This window comes from Colwellia sp. MB3u-41, from assembly GCF_014076845.1.
Lineage (GTDB): Bacteria > Pseudomonadota > Gammaproteobacteria > Enterobacterales > Alteromonadaceae > Colwellia_A.
Genome location: NZ_JACGUT010000048.1, coordinates 70,704 through 95,860 on the forward strand (window position 1 = coordinate 70,704; position 25,157 = coordinate 95,860).

The 25,157-nt window shown below is 37.0% G+C and carries 16 protein-coding genes; 8 read left to right on the top strand and 8 right to left on the bottom strand.

Annotation, left to right across the window (positions count from 1 at the left end; translation table 11 throughout):
- Window positions 1–102 precede the first annotated feature (102 nt).
- Window positions 103–1,287, top strand: a complete 1,185-nt coding sequence (locus H4J73_RS04830) for an acetyl-CoA C-acyltransferase (protein ID WP_182178881.1) — start codon at window positions 103–105, stop codon at window positions 1,285–1,287.
- Window positions 1,288–2,096: 809 nt separating this feature from the next.
- Here H4J73_RS04830 and H4J73_RS04835 read toward each other — a convergent pair.
- The 4 genes from H4J73_RS04835 to H4J73_RS04850 all read right to left on the bottom strand — a co-directional run bounded on the left by H4J73_RS04835 (window position 2,097) and on the right by H4J73_RS04850 (window position 7,132).
- On the bottom strand, window positions 2,097–2,537 hold the full coding sequence (locus tag H4J73_RS04835; RefSeq protein ID WP_182223398.1) for a hypothetical protein: 441 nt from the start codon (window positions 2,535–2,537) through the stop codon (window positions 2,097–2,099).
- 173 nt (window positions 2,538–2,710) lie between these two features.
- The gene (locus H4J73_RS04840) at window positions 2,711–5,119 is read right to left on the bottom strand and encodes an ABC transporter permease (RefSeq protein ID WP_182223399.1); all 2,409 of its coding nucleotides are present in this window, start codon (window positions 5,117–5,119) and stop codon (window positions 2,711–2,713) included.
- A gap of 1 nt (window position 5,120) precedes the next feature.
- Window positions 5,121–5,834, bottom strand: coding sequence for an ABC transporter ATP-binding protein (locus H4J73_RS04845; protein WP_182177161.1), 714 nt, complete (start codon window positions 5,832–5,834; stop codon window positions 5,121–5,123).
- Window positions 5,835–5,875: 41 nt separating this feature from the next.
- Window positions 5,876–7,132 carry an efflux RND transporter periplasmic adaptor subunit gene (locus H4J73_RS04850; protein ID WP_182177160.1) on the bottom strand — a complete coding sequence of 419 codons (1,257 nt, stop codon included), beginning with the start codon at window positions 7,130–7,132 and terminating at the stop codon, window positions 5,876–5,878.
- A 268-nt stretch (window positions 7,133–7,400) separates the two neighbouring features.
- On the opposite strand from H4J73_RS04850, the gene H4J73_RS04855 reads away from it, so the two are divergent.
- Window positions 7,401–8,855 carry a sigma-54 dependent transcriptional regulator gene (locus H4J73_RS04855; RefSeq protein WP_182223411.1) on the top strand — a complete coding sequence of 485 codons (1,455 nt, stop codon included), beginning with the start codon at window positions 7,401–7,403 and terminating at the stop codon, window positions 8,853–8,855.
- A 53-nt stretch (window positions 8,856–8,908) separates the two neighbouring features.
- Window positions 8,909–10,252 (top strand): PAS domain-containing sensor histidine kinase, encoded by a 1,344-nt coding sequence (locus H4J73_RS04860; RefSeq protein ID WP_182177159.1) that lies wholly within the window; start codon window positions 8,909–8,911, stop codon window positions 10,250–10,252.
- A 642-nt stretch (window positions 10,253–10,894) separates the two neighbouring features.
- Here the strand turns inward: H4J73_RS04860 and H4J73_RS04865 are convergent.
- The 4 genes from H4J73_RS04865 to H4J73_RS04880 form a co-directional block, all read right to left on the bottom strand.
- Window positions 10,895–11,791: an alpha/beta fold hydrolase gene (locus H4J73_RS04865; RefSeq protein ID WP_182178883.1), complete on the bottom strand. Its 897-nt coding sequence runs from the start codon at window positions 11,789–11,791 to the stop codon at window positions 10,895–10,897.
- A 131-nt stretch (window positions 11,792–11,922) separates the two neighbouring features.
- The gene (locus tag H4J73_RS04870; protein WP_259366640.1) at window positions 11,923–13,422 is read right to left on the bottom strand and encodes a winged helix-turn-helix domain-containing protein; all 1,500 of its coding nucleotides are present in this window, start codon (window positions 13,420–13,422) and stop codon (window positions 11,923–11,925) included.
- Between the two features lie 883 nt (window positions 13,423–14,305).
- The gene (recQ, locus tag H4J73_RS04875; RefSeq protein ID WP_182178887.1) at window positions 14,306–16,102 is read right to left on the bottom strand and encodes a DNA helicase RecQ; all 1,797 of its coding nucleotides are present in this window, start codon (window positions 16,100–16,102) and stop codon (window positions 14,306–14,308) included.
- A gap of 305 nt (window positions 16,103–16,407) precedes the next feature.
- The gene (locus tag H4J73_RS04880; protein WP_182178889.1) at window positions 16,408–17,331 is read right to left on the bottom strand and encodes an AraC family transcriptional regulator; all 924 of its coding nucleotides are present in this window, start codon (window positions 17,329–17,331) and stop codon (window positions 16,408–16,410) included.
- Window positions 17,332–17,524: 193 nt separating this feature from the next.
- Here H4J73_RS04880 and H4J73_RS04885 point away from each other — a divergent pair, with 193 nt between their 5' ends.
- The 5 genes from H4J73_RS04885 (at window position 17,525) to gmhB (ending at window position 24,686) form a co-directional block, all read left to right on the top strand.
- The gene (locus tag H4J73_RS04885; RefSeq protein ID WP_182223400.1) at window positions 17,525–20,905 is read left to right on the top strand and encodes a methylmalonyl-CoA mutase family protein; all 3,381 of its coding nucleotides are present in this window, start codon (window positions 17,525–17,527) and stop codon (window positions 20,903–20,905) included.
- Window positions 20,906–21,017: 112 nt separating this feature from the next.
- Entirely contained in the window at window positions 21,018–22,052 is a 1,035-nt protein-coding gene (locus H4J73_RS04890; RefSeq protein WP_182178893.1) for an oxidoreductase, read from the top strand.
- A gap of 42 nt (window positions 22,053–22,094) precedes the next feature.
- Window positions 22,095–23,228, top strand: a complete 1,134-nt coding sequence (locus H4J73_RS04895; protein ID WP_182178895.1) for an enoyl-CoA hydratase/isomerase family protein — start codon at window positions 22,095–22,097, stop codon at window positions 23,226–23,228.
- A gap of 41 nt (window positions 23,229–23,269) precedes the next feature.
- Window positions 23,270–24,031, top strand: a complete 762-nt coding sequence (locus H4J73_RS04900; RefSeq protein ID WP_182178896.1) for an SDR family oxidoreductase — start codon at window positions 23,270–23,272, stop codon at window positions 24,029–24,031.
- A 118-nt stretch (window positions 24,032–24,149) separates the two neighbouring features.
- The gene (gene gmhB, locus H4J73_RS04905; protein ID WP_182178897.1) at window positions 24,150–24,686 is read left to right on the top strand and encodes a D-glycero-beta-D-manno-heptose 1,7-bisphosphate 7-phosphatase; all 537 of its coding nucleotides are present in this window, start codon (window positions 24,150–24,152) and stop codon (window positions 24,684–24,686) included.
- Window positions 24,687–25,157: the final 471 nt, after the last annotated feature.

Here is a 25,157-nt window from a genome sequence, read left to right on the forward strand (position 1 = left end):
CATTGCATGTTCAATTAAAGTTTACGTTGGCGTAAACGTCAAATATAAGTTATGGTAATGGGCATTAATTTATCCTTTTTTATTTTTATGTCGGAGAGCTTCATGTCTACTACAGATCCTATTGTTATTGTTTCAGCGTCTAGAACCCCTATGGGTGGTTTTATGGGCGGACTATCTGCTGTTACTTCACCGGACTTAGGTGCAACAGCTATACGTGGTGCACTTGCTGCGGCAAATATAGCTAATGATCAAGTTGATGAAGTGATCATGGGGTGTGTTCTGCCTGCTGGCTTAAAACAAGCGCCTGCTCGTCAAGCAGCATTAGCAGCTGATTTAGCATTATCAACAGTTTGTACCACCATTAATAAAGTGTGTGGTTCAGGTATGAAAGCGGCAATGCAAGCACATGATTCATTAATGGCAGGTTCTATCGATGTTGCTGTTGCCGGCGGTATGGAAAGTATGACTAACGCCCCACACCTTTTACCCAAAGGGCGAAGTGGCATTAAAATGGGGCATGGCCAAATACTTGACCACATGATGACTGACGGTTTAGAAAATGCTTATGACGGTATTGCTATGGGTTGTTTCGCACAAGAAACTGCTGATGACGCTGGTTTTACTCGTGAAGATATGGATGAATACGCAATTCGTTCATTAGCTCGTGCCAATGCAGCAATTGCCGCTGGCGCTTTTGAAAATGAAATATCGCCAGTAACCATTAAATCTCGTCGTGGTGATTCGGTATTCGCTATCGATGAACAACCAGGCAATGCACGTCCTGATAAAATACCTTCACTTCGTGCTGCTTTTAAAAGAGACGGTACAATTACTGCTGCAAACTCTAGCTCAATTTCAGACGGTGCCGCTGCATTAGTGATGATGAAGCAATCGACTGCAGAAAAACGTGGTTTAACCCCTTTATGTAAAATTGTCGCTCATGCAACGCACGCACAAAAACCTGAAGAGTTTACTGTAGCACCTGTTGGCGCAATGAATAAAGTTTTAGCAAAAGCAAACTGGACGGCTGCAGATGTTGATCTGTGGGAAATTAATGAAGCATTTGCCATGGTTACTATGCTAGCGATTAAAGAGTTAGCCTTAGATGTTGAAAAAGTCAATGTCAATGGTGGCGCTTGTGCACTGGGTCATCCTTTAGGTGCTAGTGGTGCTCGTATTATGGTAACGTTAATACATGCATTGAAAAACAAAGGTTTATCAAAAGGTTTAGCCTCTCTTTGTATTGGTGGTGGTGAAGCTACAGCGATTGCGGTTGAAATGTTTTAGGCCATTAAGTTCGCCGTTATTTTAGGTAATGCTGATAAAAATTATACTTGTAAAGCCACTATGTTAAGGCATAGTGGCTTTTTTATTAATGCTCAATTGATTGCACAGATTTTTTTTGAACAAAGATAAGTGTAAAGCTAAATAAAGATCGAAACAAAAATCCCATGCAAGCCTAGTCATGCCGTTGAGTAAAAATGTGCTTTTGTGAGTAAAGATAGAAACAAATGTGGCAGTAAGTTTTATTTATTAAAAAAGTACCAATAAACACTCCAAATAAAGTTTGAACCTGGCTACAACTGGCATAAGTGAACCTTAATAATCATTCGAAACATATTATGAAATAACTTTATTAACGTCTTCTGCGCATCGCTGACATTAGCTGTTGGCTATTCTTTAGGTCAACTCTTAGCCATAAGCTGACCTTAGCTTTTGAGTTGAAAACGGCAGATCAGGGTTCCTAAAGTTCTCGCTTTTATATAAAAACTCACATCCATTCATAATTGAGATTGTGCCGAAAATTTTTGCACGGAATTAGAACTCAAATCCCCAAAGAAGACATTAGAATCATTCAAGTTTCAAACGAATTTAGAGTATTAAGACTATAGCGCTAACGCCCCCCAAGTGAGATAGAGAGGAACTTAGCCAACTTAGAAGTTCTTACTTGAATGGCTTGTATATTGCTTTTTATTTCAAGACAATTAAACACCAGATGTACTAAATTAACTAGGCATAGGGTGATTTCTTTAACGAACAATAATTAGAATTTTTAGTTAACGAATTTACCATAGAGTTTATTTCGTATTGGCCGTTTAACTAAATAAATAAATAGCTCCGCTAGCTTTCATTTTTTTGATTTTGCTAAAAGGAATATAATCGGGTATTAACTCAAAATAATTATTGTTATTTAAATCATCGTATTTAATTCTATTTACTACTGCATTTTTCCATTGATAGAAAGCCCTTCCATAAACTATAGCCACATTATTACCAGTAACACTTACTACTTTAGCTAATCTATATTTATGTTTACGTTCTAAATTATAACTGAGTAATCTCATGTCTAAAAAATAAATATCATTCACTTGATGGCTTAAAATTAGAATTGAAGCTTCAATTTTTTCCGCGTTATGGAAAGCATATTTTTCATATCCAAAATAGGCAACCACAAAAAAACAAGCCAACAACACAAGTTTATTTAATGTGATTGATAATTTTGGTTTTAGATGTTTTGATCCGAAGGTATGCAGCACTTTAAGTAATCCTTTTAAAGTTAAAAATACCTGGTCTTGCTGATAAGGGAAAAAATATAGCTGACTAAAATTTAGAGAAACGAGCGTTAACCAACTATATTTTTCAGGCTGATGTTATTATTATTCTCCAAACGATCTAGATGAATAAACCTTAACTTCCATGAATTTAATGTCTATTCATCACGTAAAATAAGTGACGGCCTGCTACTGGCCGCTTTAAAGGCTAAGCATGCCACGGTTAACCAAGTAACGAGCGTGATAAAAGCAGCACCAAGTAAGTACACCCCAATTGATTGTTCAATACGTTCATTAAAGTTAGCTAACCAATCACTTATCAACCAATAACTCAGTGGATAGGCGATAACAATACTTATAGCTATTAATATGAGGAATTCTTTAGCGAGTAAATTTACTATACTTAAGCGTGACGAGCCGAGTACTTTACGAATAGCCACTTCTTTTTGGCGGCGTAGGGTAGCAAATGAAGCTAAGCCAAAAGTACCCAAACAGGTAAGAAAAATGGCTAAAAAACTAAAAACACTCACCATTTCTAATACTCTGTGTTCGTTTATATGCGCATTTGCGTAGTCATCAGCAACAGTAGTTATTTGCACATCACTTAAATGTAATTCTTGCTGTACTATCTGTCGAACTTGGCTAGTTAACATAGCCATGTCGGCATTGTTTGCCTTGATGATGATATGACCTTTAGCAATGCTGTTTTCGCTAAAACCCAAGTTAAAAGATACTGGCAACGATTGTTGTCTGGCAGAGCCAATTTTAACATTCTCTATTACACCAACAATCTTGGCAGTCATTTTCAACCTTGGCTCTGACAGCATCAGACCAATAACTGACTCTGGTGATTGATACCCGGCTAACTCCATCATGCGACGACTAACTAACACACTTACAGTGCTATTTTGTTCATCATTTTCTTGATACCAATCGCCACTAAATTCCGGTGAAAAATCACGACCAGCAAGGAGTTTAAGTCCTAATGTTTCTACCGGATAATAACCTGTACCTACCGTAGGTTGAGGACCCCTTAATCTTTGCCCATTTGGCCAAGTAAAAAATAAGCCAGAGACTATATCATTGGTTAAGTCGATATTAGAAAATGTAACTTTCTCGACCCCTGTCAAATTTCGAATCTTCGCCAATAAACTGTTATTTTTTTGTGTATATAAGACCTCTGTCGGTAGATCTTTTATAACCAAACGTGATGACTTTTCATAGCCAACCGCTAAGCTACCTATAAGACTCATCTGTTGGTATAAAGAAATCGCGCCGATAATTAAACCAACAGACAAAGCGCCTTGTAGGCACAAGGTTAATTTCCTCACAAAAATAGCTGTTCCGCCGCGCACTAAATCGCCACTGAGTACACGTTTGGCGCTAAAAGAAGCGATGAATAGCGCTGGATATAAACCCGAGAGCAAGCCAACAACAAAGATCACCATTAGGGTTATTAACATAAACTTCGAGCCATAAACCAAACTAAGCGACCTGTCCATCATTTGATTAAACGCGGGTAAACTCATTTCCACTATAGTAAAAGCGAGTAGGGCTGACAGAATTACCACCAAAAAAGACTCGGCCAAAAATTGGCTTACTAATTGGCCTTTGGTTGCACCTAATGCCTTACGAACGCCAACTTCTTTAGCGCGTTTGGCCGACTGGGCAATATTAAGGTTAATAAAATTGATACTAGCAACCAACATTAAAATTAGGCTTAAACCAATACACGTTTGCAATATTGATAATGAGCCACTTCTTTTCATGAAAACTGGTCCATTGCTTTTTAAGTGCATGTTTTCCATGTTGATTAAAGATATGGTTATAGTGCTTTTACCTTCTGATTTATGTAACTCATTGGTCAATTGATTTTCAAAGCTTTCTATATCTGTATTGGCTAAAAGTTTATAATAAACATAACCTTGGCCATCTTGGATAAATTGAGCAGGCATTTGAATTAAACTATCAAACTTTACATGGCTATTTTCGGCTAAATTCTTAAAAACGGCACCAATACGATATTGCCCTTGCTCATGCTTTAACAGTCGACCTATCACTTGGGTTTCTCCAAATAGTCGCTTTGCTTCTCCTTCACTTAGCGCTAATTGACCAGGCTGACCTAATGCTTGATTGATATCGCCAGCGATAATATCTAATTTGATAAAGTCGAGAATATTAGAGGTTGCTGCATAAAAGTTGCTTAGTCGATAATAATTATCATCCACTTGTACCAGTTCACTCACTCCCTGATTCAGCTTGCTAAGGAAATTCGTTTTTACTAATCTAAATATATCTTCTACCTGACTATGACTTTTCAAAGTTTCGGCATTTCTATAGCTACTCAGTGCAATTGCCTGTAATCCTATCGAGGTATAATCAGTGTGCGCAATATATATCCGTTCGCTATCGGGCTGATGCTTGTCATAGGACAATTCATGTTGGGCAAATAACGCCATTAAAATAGCTGCTGCTAAACCTATACTAAAACCTATCAGGTTGAGAAAAAAATGTTGTTTATCTTTTTTAATCGCACGTAATGCTGTGACAAAATAATTAACGACCATGTTAAGCAACCTCTGATGGCAAATCTGAAGGAATAGTGACCTGACTGGCTTTATCAAGCATGATTTGACCATCAAGAAGTCGGACTAATCTATCGGCATAATTACCCTCTTTCTCTGAGTGAGTGACCATAATAACGGTGGTGCCTTCTTTATTTAGCTCACGTAACATAGCCATGACTTCGTCACCATTTTTTGAATCAAGGTTACCAGTAGGTTCATCGGCTAAAATCAGCTTTGGGTTGATCACTAAAGCACGAGCCACAGCAACACGTTGCTGCTGACCACCAGAAAGCTGTTGTGGTAAATGATCAGCTCTATGGTCAATGCCAACGCGTTTTAAAATATCTTCAACACGCTTTTTACGCTCATTCTTACTAATTTTTTGATATTGCAGTGGCAGTTCTACATTTTCATAAACGGTGAGTTCATCGATTAAGTTAAAGCTTTGAAAAACGAAACCAATAGAAGCTTTACGTAATTGCGCTAGTTGTTTTTCATTATAAGAAGCAATGTTACTACCAGAAAATTCAAAGCACCCTGTTGAAGGAGAATCGAGCATACCCAAGATAGATAACAAGGTTGATTTACCGCAGCCCGATGGACCCATAATGGCCACAAACTCGCCCTCGCTTACGGTTAAATTAATATTACTTAATGCTGCTGTTTCTAGATCTAACGTACGGAAAATACGGCTTAAGTTAGTTATTTTAATCATTTTTGTTATTCCTTTATTATTATGAATTTAAGTTAACTGAATTAGTTTAATTGCAGCTGTTGAGCTTTATCGAAACTGCCATAGCTTGATGTAACCACTTTTTCGCCCAGTGACAAGCCAGACAACACTTCAAAATACTGTTGATTCTTTTTTCCTAAACTAATCGTTCTTCGAATGGCTTTATTACCTTCTTTGTTAAGTACATAAGCCCAATTTCCACCACTATTGCTAAAAAATGCACCACGTTTAAGCAATAAAGCTTGCTCTTTGTCATCACCTAACATCAATTCAATATTAATGTTTTGTCCTCGTTTGATGTCGCCTGCATTTGTAGGTAGGTCAACTTCAATTTGAAATTGTGATTGATTAACTCGACTATCAATTTTACTGACTTTAGCCATGATATTTCCTGCTTCCAATTCAACCATTACGGTTAAGTTTTTTTGTACTTGGTTTAAATAAAATTCATCGAGTTTTATGACTAATTTATATTCATTGGGGATATCAATTTGTCCTAGGCGGGCACTGCGCTCTTTTGATTCACCAAGTTCAACATTGAACTCACTTAAATAACCTGAAACGGGGGCTTTAATTAATAAATTGTCTAAATTCTTACGGGCAAATTGTAGATTTTTTTCTAGCATAATAGCGCTTTCTTCTAACTGCCGTACTTGTACCTTACGTATACTGTTTTCTTGTTCTTGCCGTTCTATGGTTAATACTTTTCTGGCTTTATAGTAACTTAGGTTATCTGCTACTTCTGCAAGTCTATCTTTGGCCAACAAGCCTTTATTTACTAGAGTCGAAGATTGTTTTACACGTCTTTTTAAGTGGCTAATCTGTAATTCAACCTCTAATAAATCACGACGTAAATCTAATCGACTTGTTGCCATATTCATTTGGGTGTTACGCAGAAAATTGAGCTGCTCGGTCACTTGTGCTTCTCGCCCCATCACATCAAGCTGCAAGTTAGTATTACTTAAACGCACTAAAGGTTGTCCTTTTTTAACAAATTCACCTTGTTCAACTAAGCGTTGTTCTACACGGCCACCAGCTGTGGTATCAAGGTAAATGGTTGTTTTTGGTACAACTTGACCACGTAAGCTTAATGCATCGACAAATGTGCCTTGCGTCACAGGGCTTATGGTTAGGGTATTTATAGCTAAATTATGACTACGCCCTTCCGCACTTGATTGAGTAAAGCTATACGCCATTATGCTTATAGCAAAAATAACCATGCCGTAAATACTACTTTTTAAATACTTCTGTAACGGAGAGTTGATTATTCTCTTATCCATTTAAGTGACCCATTTAAGTTATCCATCAACTCTATTTAATATTTTTATTACACTTGTAAGTACAAGACTTATGCCAAATATGACTTTTAATTTAATCTATACAAAACAGTAGTTTGAATTTTATTGTTGTTTTTGCTATATCGAAAAGTGTACCAATAACGGTACAGTTAGCTAAAAGCGTTCCTTTATGAATAGCGGATGCTAGACGTCTTTATCGAATGTAAGGTAGACTAAACAAAATGTTATAAATGGATAATGGCTGATGGAAATGAAGCAAGCGGGTTCAATTTTAATTGTTGATGACAATATTGATATCTTGATTGCTGCCCAGTTTTTGCTCAAGCAACATTATCGAACCGTCGTAACAACAGATAACCCTTTTGATATTGAAAAAATCGTTAACGAGGAAAGAATAGAAGTCATATTACTGGATATGAATTTTAATCACGACTCGATAAGTGGTCAGGAAGGGTTTTACTGGCTCAAGTCAATCCTAGCTCAAAACTCATCAGTTGTTATTGTACTCATGACGGCTTACGGTGATATTCAACTGGCTGTTGACGCGATAAAATCTGGTGCCTCTGACTTTATCGCCAAGCCTTGGAAAAATGAACAACTCTTGGCCGTAATTGCAGCGGCTTTCGGCCATTCTAAAGATAAACAAAAAATAGGTAAACTTACTCGACAAAAGCTAGGGTTAAATCATGCTTTAAAAGGAAAAAGTTTTGAATTTTTAGGTCAAAGTTTGGCAATGAAGCAAGTCTTCGACACTATTAATAAAGCGGCAAAAACTGATGCTAATATCTTAATTACTGGTGAAAGTGGTACGGGTAAAGAATTAGCAGCACATGCAATACACTTGGCAAGTAATAGAAGCGATGAGGCTTTTATTAGTTTGGACATGGGTTCGATAGCCACAAGTTTGTTCGAAAGTGAACTTTTTGGTCATAAAAAAGGCGCTTTCACCGATGCTAAAGCCGATAGAACAGGTCGGTTTGAACTCGCCCATGAGGGCAGTTTATTTTTAGATGAATTGGGTAATTTACCTTTGAGTCAGCAAGCGACTTTACTAGCTGCGTTGCAAAACCGTCAGATCACTCCTGTGGGTGGTACAAAACCAATAGATGTGAATATTCGACTCATTTGCGCTACCAACGAAAACTTACCTCAAGCGGTTTATGAAAATCGCTTTAGACAAGATTTACTTTACCGCATTAATACCGTAGAGATACGTTTGCCACCATTACGTGAACGGGTAGATGATATCCCTCTACTTACTGAGTATTATCTTGAGCACTTTAGCCGTAAATATAAAAGAAATTTATCTATTGAACCTAGCGATATGAACCTTCTTTGTCAATACGCTTGGCCGGGTAATGTACGTGAATTGGCTCATATTATTGAACGGTCTGTTATTTTAAGTGATTGTGGTGCATTAGATATTTGCTCTGTAATGGGAGAAGATATATCTCAAAAATCAGAACAAATAGAAGTTGCTGATAAACCTCAGTTAGCTGATAGCTCTGTAACTAGTTATATAGATAACTCTGTAGCTGACTATGTTGATAATATGGTTTATGACAGCTTCAATTTAGAAATATTAGAGCAACGGGCTGTACGGGCTGCCCTAAAACATCATCGAGGAAATGTCAGTCAGGCCGCAAAAGCATTAGGCTTAACACGAGGTGCTATGTACCGTCGTTTAGAAAAGCATGACCTTTAATTCATCTCCACTGTGTCATCTACCCAATTACTTAATTAAATGAAGTTTATGTTATGGATTTTTTAAATAGTCGCCCCACCATATTAATGGTTGTTAATCTTGTTGCTTTACTGGCTTGTATATCACTGTTAACTCGGGTTTATAATACGATTGGCATGTCATCGACTTTACTGTTGGTACTAGTGCTTGCAATTTCATTAACCGTTTCATTAATGACATGTTTTAAACGCCAGGATCAGCAAATCATACAGGTGGTAAGAGCACTAGCTAATGGTGATAATACCTTAGGTTTTGGTGATCACCATCCAATGCGCCAGCATTTTGAAGGAGTGAAAAGTCAGATGCAATCAGCACGCTTTGTTGCCGAACGGCAAAGCGAATTTTTACAAGCGTTACTTGTACATATTAATCTTGCTGTTATCGTTTGCGACTCCGAGGGCAGTATTATTGAGTCTAATCCAGCAGTTGCTAAATTATTAGGTAAAAGTGTAAATCATCTTGATGAACTTAATCATATTGGTACGATTGTTTTTTCCACGCAGGAGAACTTACAAAGTACAGTTCAATGGAAACATGGAGAGCAGGAAGATACTTTAACCGTACAAGTGAGTATCGCTGAAATTCATGGACAAAAGCGTAAGATTATAACTTTACAATCAATTCACGAGTTATTGTTAAATAAAGAGCAGCAGGCTTATAAACGGTTAACTCACGTACTCACTCATGAAGTCGCCAATACTATAACCCCACTAGCTTCTATTGCACAAACTTGTTTGGGTCTAATACCAAAAAAACTGAGTTTTATCGATGAAGAAAATAAACAAGACTTTACCTTCGCGCTTAATACCTTAGCTTCTCGAACTTTATATTTGGGTGAGTTTATCGCTAGTTTTCGACAAATTAGTAACTTGCCTATGCCAAATTTACTTCCGACACAATTAGCCACTATTTTAGCGCGAATCGAAATGCTACATAGAAAACAACTTCATGAATATAATACCAACCTAACTACACACATACAAAATCAGCAATTGGTCATGTTAGATAGCGCTCAAATTGAGCAAGTACTGATTAATCTTATTAAAAATGCAATAGAAGCGGTAAAATCATATAGTGATCAACAGATTAGTAAAGGAGGGAGTGATAACGTACAAAATCAAATATCATTAACTGTCGCACTAAACAAAAAGCAACAACTCTATATTGAAGTGGCTGACAATGGTGCTGGTATTGACGAACATGCGATTGAGATGGTTTTTGTCCCTTTTTATACGACCAAGCGGCAAGGGTCAGGTATCGGTTTGAGCCTTTCTAGACAGATTATGACCAATCATGGTGGAGATTTAGTTTATCTCCCTCGTGATAAAGGAGCTTGTTTCAGGTGCATATTTGGCTAGTTTAGGTAAGAGTATTTAATTGATGAGCCTTTATCAGACCAATTGATAAAATTTGTTTCAATTGTTTGTAACTATAACGAACAGGAAAACTATAAAATCTATCTCGGTTTATGCCCCAAACCGCCATAGAATCATAAAAATTTAATATCTAAAATCATGTTGATTTAATGTCCGCTTTGGTAATTTTTAATCAAATTATAATTTTTCACTTTATAGATTTCTGATGAAATTTAGAACAATTCTATTATCTAACACGGGGATGATTTGTATCGGTTAAAATGTCGATAGATAAGCCAAGGCTAAGGTCCGTTATCGTATCTTTGTTAACATTAAGCTAGTGATCATTAGAGACTTCTTCAACTTAGCCATAAGCCGACATTAAGCCTTTACAAATTCAGGAGCATATTTAGGGCAAGATTTTCTGCTCACTTGTGGGGCGGGTTTAAGTTCATTACTACCTATGGCATTTTATTTCTAAACGGCAACTTGGACCTATTGCAGCCGTTAGTTTGCTCTATTTTCACCAAAGACTGAACTTAATAATGCCCCCAAAGATAGAATGATACAGCTTTATAAACCTCATCGAGGGATAGTTAAAGCAGGTGTTAGCAATAGATGAATTAGCTCAATATGCTTATCCTTTCATTTTTCCAGTTTTGTTAATAAATAATTAATTTCATTTATGACAATTTCAGGCTCATATTTATGAATGTAATGTTCGGGTGTTTTAGCAAAAGTGATTTTGGTATTGCTCGACAAGTTTTGTATTCCCGCCAAGTCAGATGAGTATGAATTTTTAATACGCTCCCATACTGCTGGATTCCAGCCATCAGGTACATTCTTTTCAGGCTCCCAAATAGCATCTCTGGCCCACAGTAATACGTAAGGCTTTTCACCAAATCCATCACTATTTGCTATGAGCTTTGAGCTAGTTCTCATATTGATCTTCTCATTGTTTACTGGAGGGCCTTGCCAACGCGCTAACTCCTCCTCCATTTTCTTTTGTGTTTCCGCATCATAGTTATCATTCTCAGGATCCCACTTGTTTATGTGGCTTTTAAATTGACCGTATAACGATGGGTCTACAAGGAGAATAGCCGCAACCTTTTCAGGATAAAGATGATTAAATAATTTAATTGGATAAGCACCGTAAGAATGTCCCACCATCAAATAAGGTGATTGGATACCTACTTTTTTCAACAAAAGATTTTGATGCTCAACAATCGTTCCTAAATCGTAATGCCCAATGGATTTGTCACTTTGACCTAAATTAGCTCTGTCATAGATACATACTTGATTTTTTTTATAGAGTGACTTTATTACAGCTTCCCATTCACCATTAGAGACAGAACCACCGAAACCACCATTAATGATAATTGAGGGAGAGCCCTTGCCAAAGCACTCGATGTAAATATTTATTTTTCCAATATTAACAGACGTTGTAATATTTGGCTTAATTTGCTCTTTACTATATGTATATGTATATGCATTAAAAGCAATAACAAAAATACAAATTAAATATCCCATCTTTCTAATCATTACATTTTTCCTCATGAGTACTGGTAAGTTTCATCATTATTAATCGCTGAATTTGATGGCCTCTTTGTCTCATAAAAGTACTAATCAAAACTACAATAAGTTTCTATAATTTTCTAAAGTATTTGTTTTTATTAATTAAAACCTTGCTCTTTTATTCTTTTGAAATAATTAAGCTGCGACGATAATTCACGAGTAGTAGCAATGTTAATTGCTTGATCTATGGCTGCGGTAAATTTCTTTTGCTGGTTTTGTATCTTAGCAAGACTAGCCAAATTCGCCCAAGATTGAGACTCTCCCACAGGACAGTGCAATACTTGATGATATTGTTTTCCTTCATTATAAAATGCTTCGGCTAATTCATAATTTTCTTTGTTAACGGCAAGGTTTCCTTGTATATTTTTAATGTGGGCCATTAATAGCCAATCATTATTCTCTTTGGCTGTTATCAGTGCTTTTACCGCAACATCTGCTGATTTGTAATCGTTATAAGTCACATAATGATAGAGAGCTTTTGAATAAAGTAAGCGAGTTATTTCATCTTTATCTTTTAGTTTTTGAGCTATCGGTAACGCAATATCTATACGCTCAGCAGCTTGTTTGAATAACTTCAAACGAAACAAATTTCCTACTAATATGCGTTGAGCTGTTAAGTTTTCAGGATTGTTAAGCACAATAGTCTCTAATATTGGATTGGCCAATTGGAAATTCCCTTCAAGATGTTTGTCGATAGCGCTGCTAAGCAGTGCATTGTTGAAGTCTGCTTGGTAGGCGATTTCCAATGGCAAAATTTCATCACCTAGTTGCTTAGCAATCAAAAGACTGAACTCATCAATTAATAACTGCAAGTTTTTGTTTAAAAGCACGCCTTTTTTTAACCGCTTTCTATAATTAAAAACATAACTCAGCTGATAATCATGCGGCACTCCGGAAAGTTTAGAAAAGACAATCAACTCAGCGCCTGATACCCTAAAAATTTGTTGAATGTCCTTTGATAAAAGTTCCTTAGATGATGCATTAGCTCGTTTTAGTACTTCCAGTACATAATCAGCTTGTAATACAAGGTGGTCGTTAGAATTAGGAAGTCGTTTAATAATCTGGTCCATCATTCCGAGTCTGATCCAAGAATGATCGTTACCGTCTATTTGGTTTTGCGTAGGTAAAATAACGATAGAACCACTGATGTTTTGCTGCGCAAGTTGTACGTCATTTGAAGCATCAGGTTGATGTCTATTAAGCATAATTGAGGCGAATAATAAGGCTAGCATGCAAAGTGCTAATAATGTCGTTTTTTTATTTCTGGCAAATGGTTTTTTAGTCTCTTTAATCTGCACATCAGGCAACCAAACATAGCCCTTCTGGGGAATAGTTTTAATTACTTCGTTGTTAGGAAATAACTGCCTAATCTCATTTATAGACTGAAAAATCACTTGTTCGCCAACAACAGCACCCGACCACACAGATTCAAGCAAGGTTTGCTTATTAATAGGCTTTCCTGAGTTTTCCAAAAGAAAAATCAATAGCTGACAGGTTTTGGGACGAATATTAAGGTTTACGTTATCGGAATTTTTAACCGTTAACCCTTGAATATCTATTTCGTGTTTAAGTGTTTGGTAAATCAAATGGGCTCTCATTTAAAATTAAGCTCATACTGGATTAAGTATGTTTGGTGAGTATTTAATTATATTACATCTAGTTAATTTAAATAAAGCTAACAGAAACGTTAATGTAAGCATAGTAATAAGAAGGTACTTATAACTTAATGAGGGTAAGTTTTGGGTACTTCGAAAATAGTTTGATCGAACGTTCCCAGCCTAGCTCGAAAAACAAAAAGATGCATATCGATTAATGTCTGCAATGTCGCTTACCTGTCCTTAATGTTTAGTGCCTCTATAATCGCTTTGGTGGCATTTTTGCCAGTCAGGTTATTCGATTAATTGGTAATATTTATAGCCAAACAATACATATTTATATCTGTGAGGAACGTCCGCTAACGTATCTAAGTGATCTCTAGGTAGTTTGATTTTTGGTTATAAATAACGTCAGCTTTGATTCCTTCAAAAAAAGTGCAAAAAAAGCTGACACTTTTAAATAATCACCTATATTTAGCTCACAGAAAAATCCTAAAATAAAAATCAGTCTAATGTCCGGTTTCGTATCAAAGTGAACATAAAACAGGGATATTTTGACCAGTGAATTAGGTCAGGTTTGTGGCTACTGCCCTTAGAGTTATATTTTAGAAGTTAGCTATTTCAACGTTTAATTAAATCTTTTGAAAGGTATTTTCGGCGCGCAAACGTAATAATTCCAGTTTCCAATTTTATTTAACGGTTTGCATCTTTATCTTACTTCTACAGTTATTCATGTATTCCCTTTCAAGTGTGAGATTATTTAGCTTTATATACTTTAACTAAAAAAGCCCCAACATAAAAATGCTGAAGCTTTATTTAATATTAGTACTTCTATCTTTATTCGTTAGTTTACAACTTTATTCAGAACCCACAATAAGCGTTTTAGCTAGTGTAGTAGTGCGATAATTTTTTCACCATAAAGCTCAGATTTTGTTTTACCTATACCATTAACGTTTAATAGTTGCGCTGAGTTTTTGGGATTAACTCTGGCTATATCCATTAAGGTAGCGTCATGAAAAATAACGAATGATGGTACATTTCTCTCTTTTGCCCATAATGCTCTTTGTTGCTTGAGCTTTTCAAATACGGTTTCTTCTTGTGCTGATAAATGGCTGGCATTAGGTTGTTTTGATTTTCGCGCAAGCTTTGCCTTACCGTATTCTTTTACTTTGAGTTGTATGGTCAGTTCGCCTTTTAATAAAGGTCGAGATTTTTCAGTAAGTTTTAAAGCGCCATATTCCATTTCTACGGCTAAATATCCCATTGAAATGAGTTGCCTAAACACCGTTTGCCATTCCTCTGCTTTGTGCTCTTTACCAATACCATAGGTAGAAAGTTGTTGGTGATTAACCTGGATAACTTTAGGGGTTTGCTTACCTAGCAAGACATCAATTTGATGGCCTACGCCAAATCTTTGGCCCGTTCGATAAACGGTTGAAAGTGCTTTTCTAGCGGCAGCAGTGCCATCCCATGTTATGGGTGGATTCAAACAGTTATCACAATTTCCACAAGGCTCAGCTAACGTTTCACCAAAATAATTGAGTAATACTTGCCGGCGGCAAGAGCACACTTCGCAATAACCAAGCAGGGCATCAATTTTACGTTGAGTTATAAACTTGAACTGTTCATTACCACTACTTTGACTTGTCATTTGTTTTAGCTTAATAACATCTTGCATGCCATACGCTAACCAAGTATTGGCGGGCATACCATCACGGCCTGCTCGGCCAGTTTCTTGGTAGTAGGCCTCGATACTTTTAGGCAAATTTAAATGGGCAACAAACCTAACATCGGGTTTATCAATACCCATGCCAAAGGCAATGGTGGCAACGATTATTATGCCGTCTTCTCTGAGAAAACGTTGTTGATTGCTATCTTTAATATTATTGGCTAAACCTGCATGATAAGGCAAAGCAACTTTTCCTTGTTCACTCAGCCATTGAGCTGTGGCCTCAACAGATTTTCTTGAAAGACAATAAACGATACCGGCATCATTGTTATGTTCGGTATTGATAAATTTAAGGAGTTGTTCTTTGTTATTTTTTTGTTCACTGATCCGATACTGAATATTGGGTCTGTCAAAACTATGAACAAAGATTTTAGCGGCCGTTAAATTTAATACTTGAACAATTTCATCTCGCGTTTTCATATCCGCTGTCGCTGTTAAGGCAATTTTAGGCGTATGTGGATATCGCTGGCTGATAATGGACAGCTGTTGGTATTCAGGTCTGAAGTCGTGACCCCATTGTGAAACACAATGTGCCTCATCAAAGGCAAAGAGTGCAATGGTTATATTATCAATAAGCTTTAGAAAATAATCACTCAATAGTCGCTCTGGCGCAACGTACAATAAGTCGACATTGCCTGATCTTATTAGCTGCTCGACACGACTTTGTTCTTCATGGTCTTGGGATGAATTTAAAAACTCTGCTTTTACGCCTTGTAGTTTTAGCGCATCAACTTGATCTTTCATTAACGCTATTAGTGGCGACACCACTATGCCTACGCCATCACGAACTATCGCTGGTATTTGATAGCATAATGACTTTCCACCACCGGTTGGCATAAGCGTAAAAACATCTGCGCCACTGATTAATTCACTAATTATTTTCGCTTGCTGATGTCGAAAGTCAGCGTAACCAAAGGTACTTTGTAAAACTGATTTTGCCGTATTGATATCCATATTGATTTCCTTTTTAACGCTAGACAAGTCAGTGAAATTAAATAGCATAGATTAAGTGAAGTTAAGTGGTGAGCATTAAATAGCGGGTTAAAAGTTAAGTATCGCTGATGTTATCGCGTAACCTTGAGTATAGCAGCCAATGATTATTTACTTTTAACGAGCAAACCTATGATAAAGGTATCATCAACGCGGTTACAAATGAAGACGAGGAAAATGAGTCTACTATAAATTACGCTTGGCTATTATGGTCAACAGTTAGCTATTGGCTAAATACATTGCTAATACTCGTACTTCTATTGATGTTTTTAAGCACTGTGACGAGAGTCACGATATTGCTTAGGTGACATTCCGAGCGACTTTTTAAATAGGCGTGAAAAATAGTAAGGGTCGCTATATCCCAAGCTCTCACTAATATCTTTAATAGTCTGTGAGCTATTATCAAGCTCAGAGCAGGCGCGTTGAATTTTCATATTAATAAAGTGCTGTATTGGTGATGTGTCGGTGAGTTCTTTAAACTTCTTTGAAAAATGAAATTTAGACAGCTGACTGTAATGCGCTAATGTATCCAAACTCAATTCTTGATGAAGATTATTGCGCATTAAACGTTCGACCGCATCAATATCAAAAGTAGAACTGTTATTAAAGTCAGTTAAACGCAACTGTAATGCCAAAAAGCTTAAGGTTTGCTGTAAAATATGTACCGCGTGAATAACATTAGTAGCGGTATAGCCGCGGCGACCTAGCGCTAATAAATTGTCAAAATCTCGGATCACTTCATCTACATTCCCAACGTGTGCGAGACCATCATCCATTTTCATTAATAAACGTTCGGCAAAATTATTGGCGAGATCGCCTTTAAAATTTAACCAATAGACTTTTCCTGATTTGTTTTTAATTTCACTGTTATTTTCTGTGTGGACGGCGGTAAATTTAAAACTCGCATTGGCTGGTATAATAACAAGATCGCCCGATTTAACTTCTCTGACTTTGTTTTTATAGTCTAGAGTTGCGCTAGTCGATTGACAATAAAGTAAGCTGTGATGGTCACTGTTTTTTTTATTTATTTGATAATTAATATCTGAATGCTTCCCAAGCGATAACGGATAAAGACTGGAGGTTAGCGGATGAACTTGCAGTTTTTTCAATAAAAAAACGGGAATAAGTAAACGAATATCATCAATGATAGTTGCTGTTTTTATCGGCTTTGCTGACTTTGATTGTTGAAGCATAATGAATAAGCTACGCGTTTTTATTTTATAACAAGATAGTCCATCAAATTAACAATAAAATCAATGTTAATACCATTTCCTTTATGATTTAATATTATTAATAAAAAATATAAATAGCCATTCAGCACTAAAAATTACACCTACAAATATTACACCTCTAAATGGTGAGTAAGTTAATAAAAGAGAATTTAAAATGACAACTGAAAGATACCAACTCAAGAATAAAATTAGAATTGTCACTGCCGCATCACTTTTTGATGGACACGACGCTGCTATTAATATCATGCGCCGAATTTTACAATCAAGTGGTGCAGAAGTTATTCATTTAGGTCATGACCGCAGTGTAGAAGAAGTGGTTAATACTGCAATTCAAGAAGATGCTAACGCTATAGCAATGACCTCTTATCAAGGGGGACATAATGAATATTTTAAATACATGTACGACTTACTTAAAGAACGAGGTTGTGAACATATTCGTATAGTAGGTGGTGGCGGTGGCGTTATATTGCCAGATGAAATTAAAATGCTGCAAGACTACGGTATTACCCGCATTTATTCTCCTGATGATGGCCGCGCACTGGGTTTATTAGGTATGATTGATGACATGCTAGAGCGCTGTGATTTCAAAACGGGCGTTAATGTTAAAAAAGATGATGTTGCTAATTTAAAGAAAAATGACAAACAAGCCATTGCGCGTTTAATTTCAGCGGCTGAAAATGCGCCAAAAGAAAATAAAGCCGCTTTAGAAAAAATTCGTAAAATTGCCTCAGCAAGTAAAACACCGGTATTAGGTATTACTGGTACCGGTGGTGCGGGTAAATCTTCGCTGGTTGATGAATTAATTCGTCGCTTTTTAATGGCAACAGCAGACAGCAAAATTGCCATTGTTTCGGTTGACCCGTCTAAGCGTAAAACGGGTGGTGCATTACTCGGTGACCGAATTCGTATGAACGCCGTCAATAACGATCGTGTTTATATGCGTTCGTTAGCTACGCGTCAGTCAAACTTGGCTTTGTCTGTTTATGTTAATGACACTTTAGAAATTTTAAAAGCGACCGATTTTGATTTAATTATTCTAGAAACCTCGGGTATTGGTCAGTCAGATACCGAAATTGAAGAACATTCAGATGTTTCTTTGTATGTAATGACGCCAGAGTACGGTGCGGCAACACAATTAGAAAAAATCGATATGCTCGATTTTGCTGATATTATTGCGCTCAATAAGTTTGATAAACGGGGCGCTTTAGATGCACTTCGTGATGTGAAAAAACAATATAAACGTAACCGTGGTATGTTTGAAGCCGGTGATGATGAAGTACCAGTATATGGCACGATAGCTTCACAATTTAACGACCGTGGTATGACTGAATTATATAATGCGGTGATCACAGCATTAAACACTAAAGCGGGCTTAATTGTTGGCGACATTCTCTCTACCGAAGGTACATTAGCCAATAAAAGTAGCGTGATCCCAGGTAACCGTATCCGTTATTTATCTGAAATATCAGAAAGTAATCGCGGTTATGATGCTTGGGTTGAAAAACAAACAACGGTTGCACAAAAACTTTACGGTATTCATCAAGCTATTGAAACAGCGAAAGAAACAGATACAGAGGTTTCTGCTGATTTAGTGACACAACTCGAAGCGTTATATTCACATGTTGAGTTAGATTTAGATCCTAAAAACAAAGTATTGCTTGAGCAATGGGCGTCTAAAGTTCAGCGTTATAAAGACCCTGAATTTAAATTTAAAGTGCGTGATAAAGAGCTATCCATAGAAACTCATTCTAAATCATTATCAGGTTCAGATATTCCAAAAATTAGTATGCCTAAATATCAAGGTTGGGGCGATATTTTAAAGTGGAATTTACAAGAGAACGTACCGGGTGAATTTCCGTACACTGCTGGTTTATTCCCATTCAAACGTGAAGGTGAAGACCCTACACGTATGTTCGCAGGTGAAGGTGGCCCGGAACGAACTAACCGTCGTTTTCATTATGTTTCAAAAGGTATGCCGGCGAAACGTTTATCAACAGCATTCGATTCAGTAACTTTATACGGTAACGATCCGGCTATTCGTCCTGATATTTATGGGAAAATAGGTAATGCTGGTGTCTCTATTTGTTGTCTAGATGATGCAAAAAAATTGTATTCTGGTTTTGATTTAGCTCATACAATGACCTCAGTTTCAATGACCATTAATGGTCCTGCACCGATGTTATTAGGTTTTTTCTTGAATACCGCTATCGACCAACAATGTGAGCGTTTTATTACTGAAAATGGTTTAGAAAAAGAAGTTGCGGCAACAATCGCTAAAATTTATAAAGACAAAGGCTGTGAACGCCCAAGTTACCAAGGTGAATTGCCTGAAGGCAACGACGGTTTAGGCTTGATGCTAATTGGTGTAACAGGCGATCAAGTTTTACCTCCTGAAGTCTATCAAGCGATAAAGGCTAAAACGTTAACGCTAGTTCGCGGTACAGTTCAAGCCGATATATTAAAAGAAGATCAAGCGCAGAATACGTGTATATTCTCTACTGAATTTGCGCTGCGTTTAATGGGCGATGTACAAGAATACTTTATTGAAAAAGGTGTGCGTAATTTCTATTCAGTGTCTATTTCTGGTTACCATATCGCCGAAGCTGGCGCGAACCCAATTACTCAGTTGGCGTTAACCCTAGCGAACGGTTTTACTTTTGTAGAATATTATTTGAGTCGTGGTATGGACATTAATGAATTTGGTCCTAACTTATCGTTTTTCTTCTCAAACGGTATCGACCCAGAATATGCGGTAATTGGCCGAGTGGCTCGTCGTATTTGGTCGAAAGCGATGAAAAACAAATATGGCGCGAATGCCCGTGCACAAATGTTGAAATACCATATCCAAACATCAGGTCGTTCATTGCATGCTCAAGAAATTGATTTCAATGATATCCGTACTACGTTACAAGCGCTTTACGCGATAAACGATAACTGTAACTCTTTGCATACCAACGCTTATGATGAAGCGATTACTACGCCAACCGAAGACAGTGTTCGACGCGCGATGGCGATTCAATTAATTATCAACCGTGAATTAGGCCTCTCGAAAAATGAAAACCCTATTCAAGGGGCCTTTATTATTGAAGAGTTAACCGACTTAGTCGAAGAAGCAGTATTAACTGAGTTTGACCGTATTAACGAACGCGGTGGTGTACTTGGCGCAATGGAAACCATGTATCAACGTGGTAAAATACAAGAAGAAAGTATGTATTATGAACACCTAAAACATTCAGGTGAATACCCCATTATTGGTGTAAATACTTTCCTTAGTTCAACGGGATCACCAACCGTTGTTCCTGAAGAAGTTATTCGCGCAACAGAAGAAGAAAAAACTTATCAAATTGATATGTTAGCAAGTTTAAATAAAGCTAACGAAGCAGAAGTAGAAGTCTTACTTAAGCGTTTACAAACAGCCGCTATTAACCACGAAAATATTTTCGAATTAATGATGGATGCTTGTAAGGTTTGTTCATTAGGGCAAATAGTTAATTCATTATTTGAAGCGGGTGGACAGTATCGTCGCAACATGTAATTAAACGTAAATAAGCGCCTTATTAGATTAAAGTATAATAGTGTTAATACATGACTTATGCTTTGATCTTATTTCTTTGTACATTTTTTTAAAAATTGGAATTGGAATAATTATGTCGACTATATTAGCTGAATTACCCACAAAATTTACGGCCTTTCGTATCCATCAGACACAAGACGGAGATAAGAAAAAAATCACCAGTGGCTTTGAACAGATTAGTATTGATGACTTAACCGAAGGCGAAGTGGTGATTAAAGTTGCTTATTCAGATATTAATTATAAAGATGCCCTTGCAGCTACCGGTAAAGGACGAATTTTACGCACATCCCCTTTAGTCGGTGGTATTGATTTGTCTGGTGTTGTGATCACCTCTATTGATGAACGATTTAAAGCGGGCGATAAAGTGCTGGTATGTGGGGCTCAATTATCTGAACTTTACGATGGTGGTTACACCGAGTATGCGCGAGTAAAAGCTGATTCAGTCGTTGCATTACCAACAGGGATGAGTTTACGTGATGTGATGGCATTGGGTACTGCAGGATATACGGCAGCACTTGCCATTCAGCGTATGGAAGATAATGGCCAAATTCCTGAACGTGGACCGATTGTCGTCACTGGTGCTACTGGTGGTGTTGGTAGTTTTGCGATTAACATGTTGTCAAATATTGGTTATGAAGTAATTGCTTTTACCGGTAAGACAGAACAAGAAGAGTATTTGAAAGCGCTAGGCGCAAGTAAGCTGATTAGTCGCCATGATGTTGAAATGGGCAGCAAACCACTTGAAAATGCACAGTGGGGCGGGGCAGTTGATAGTGTCGGTGGTGACACGTTAGCTTGGCTAACACGCACTACCAATGTGTGGGGGAATATTGCTTCCATTGGTTTAGCGGGTGGTTATAAATTAGAGACCACGGTAATGCCATTCATCTTACGCGGTGTAAGTTTACTTGGGATCAACTCTGTTGAAATGCCAATATCAGTGCGCACTCAGGGGTGGAAGCGTTTAGCGACCGATCTTAAACCATCAAAATTAGCGCTAATTGCACCCACAACTATTTCTTTTTCCGAGTTACCTAATGCGTTTGACGCTTATGTTGATGGAACTGTAACCGGTAGAACGGTTGTAGAAATTGATGGAAGCTTATAACTTTTTTATTTTGGCTCTCGTTAACGATATAAAGTGATATATATGCAGCAATCTCCCGTTATTTTTTCAGAACAGTTAGCCGTAAATGGTAAAGTTATTGCTATTGCAGAGCTCAATGCAACAAAAGCATTAAATGCATTAAGTTTACCGATGATACTTTTACTTACACAACAATTGAATCGCTGGCAGAGTAACGATTCAATTGCTGTGGTTATTTTAAAAGGTGCAGGCGATAAAGCCTTTTGCGCAGGTGGAGATGTTGTTAGTCTCTACCATCATTTTAAAAATGAAAGCTTTCCTATAAACGATGAAAAAATAGTTGCTTCAAAAGCAATTGATTTTTTTCAACAAGAATATCAGCTTGACCAACTTATACACGACTACACAAAACCTATTTTAGCATGGGCTGATGGTTATGTTATGGGTGGAGGCGTTGGTTTAATGGCTGGTGCTAGTCATAGGGTGAGTACTGAAAAAACATTGATGGCAATGCCAGAAGTTACTATTGGTTTATATCCTGATGTTGGCGCAAGTTGGTTCCTTAATAAAATGCCAGATAATATTGGTTTATTTTTAGGGTTAACGGGAGCAATGTTTAATGGTGTAGATGCTCAATATTTAGGACTTGCAGATTATCTTATTAATAGTAATACAATAGATGATATTGTAGAGCAGTTACTTAAAACTAACTGGAATAGAGATAGTCAAAACCATAAGCTGCTAAATAATATATTATCTCCTTTAGCCATTGCAGAGAAAAATCAACCTGAATCACTTATAGTAAAACATCGAGTTATAATAGCTGAGTTAACAAAAGCTGATAATGTTTTTGAAATATACCAAAATATTATCGATTGTGATTTGAGTGGTGATAATGAAGAGCTATTCGACAGTCAATGGCTTGAGCAAGCACAAAAGAAAATACAAAATGGCAGCCCATTAAGTTGTGCCCTTATTTATCAACAACTAAAACAGAGTGAAAATTATACATTAGCACAATGTTTTAAAAGCGAATTAAACTTGTCTTTACGCTGTTGTCAGCAAAAAGAATTTTCAGAAGGGGTTAGGGCTTTACTTGTTGATAAAGACAGAAACCCACAGTGGCGTTATAAAAACATTAACGATATTGATGATAAAATAATAGAGTGGTTCTTTGTACCACTTTCTATAAAATAAGCACATTTAAAAATATATAAGCATAAGCACTGAGGGAAAAAATGAATTTAACAAATAAAACGATCGTAATTACAGGTGGCGGGCAAGGCCTAGGTCGTTCAATGGCCATCAGTTTAGCAAAGAATGGCGCAAAATTAGCCTTGATAGACTTGAACGAAGAACTATTGCAAGAAACTGTAAAGCTTATTGAAGTGGCCGGTTCATCTGCAAAATATTATTTAGCGAATGTAACCAATGAAAGTGAAGTAGAGGCAATCTTTAGTCAAATTAATAGTGATTTTTCAGGTATTGATGGCTTAATTAACAACGCTGGTATATTACGTGACGGCATGTTTGTTAAAGCTAAAGACGGTGTAGTTGCTAAAAAGATGTCATTAGATCAATTTCAATCAGTGATAGATGTTAATTTAACAGGTGTCTTCTTATGTGGTCGCGAAGCTGCCGTTCATATGATTGAAGGTAAGCGAAAAGGTGTGATCATTAATATGTCATCTATTGCAAGAGGCGGTAACATGGGGCAAACCAACTATGCCGCATCTAAAGCTGGCGTTGTCGCGATGACGGTTACGTGGGCAAGAGAACTTGGACGTCATGGCATTCGAGTTGGTGCTATTGCTCCAGGTGTTATTCGCACCGCGATGACCGATGCAATGAAACCAGAAATGCGCGATCGTTTAGAAAGTATGAAGCCTGTTGGTCGTTTAGGTGAGCCGGATGAAATAGCACATACCGTTAAGTACATTTTTGAGAATGAATTTTTTACAGGTCGAGTCGTAGAAATTGATGGCGGTCTTTGCATGTAAGCTTTAAATGCTTATGATGTTTTCGGAATAAGCGTTAGTAAAGGCGAACATATGTTCGCCTTTTTCAATTAACATAATAAATTACCTATTTACAAAAGTTACATACAAGAAACTGATTATGAATAAAGCACTATTTTTAGATCGTGATGGTATTATTAATGTTGACCATGGTTACGTTTATAATAAAGAAGCGTTTGAGTTTGTTAAAGATATTTTTGAAGTTAGCCTAGATGCACAAAATAAAGGTTATGAAATCTTTGTTATTACTAATCAGTCGGGTATAGGTCGAGGTAAATATACCGTTGAGCAATTTGAGCAGTTATCCATGTGGATGGTTGATGAATTTAAGGCGAAAGGTATTACCATTTCGTCAGTCTATCATTGTCCGCATCATCCTGAAAAAGGGCTAGGAGCATATTTAAAAGTGTGTAACTGTCGAAAGCCTGAACCCGGTATGATCCTATCTGCTGCAAAAGAACATAACCTGGATTTAGCAAAGAGTGTTTTTATTGGTGATAAAATTTCAGATATGCAGGCGGCTGAGCGTGCTGGTATTGAAAATAGAATATTACTCGCGGGTCAATATAGCGATAATGAGTCGATAATAGCACATCGTATCAATAGCCTTATCGAAGCTAGCCTATATATTAACTGAATAGTTCAATAAGTAATCGAAAAAGAGTTTATTTCAAAGTTATGACAAAAAAGGGTTGACGCCCAGCGAGAAATGTCTAGAATGCGCTCCAGTTCCAAGGGGTCCAGTTAAAACGAACCACGAAAGGGCTGTTTTGATAAGTTATCTACATCACTTTAGAGTAAAGTAGTTAACTTAATGTTTTATAGGTAAGGTTTGAATCTTCGAAAAGAACTTCAAATTAAATTAAATAAAACGTTGACATCGAAACTGAGTTGCGTAGAATACGCATCTCGCTTCAGGCAAGGCCTGCAGCAACGAAGCAAAGCGAATGAGATTTTGTTTCGGTTAACTCTTAGAGTTAACGTTCTTTAACAATTAGTTATCATGCAATTTGTGTGGACACTCACATTACATTGATTTTACATAGTCGGTTCTTAATTCTCTCACGAGAGGCAAGGAAAGACGTAAAACAGTTTAATAATGATGTCA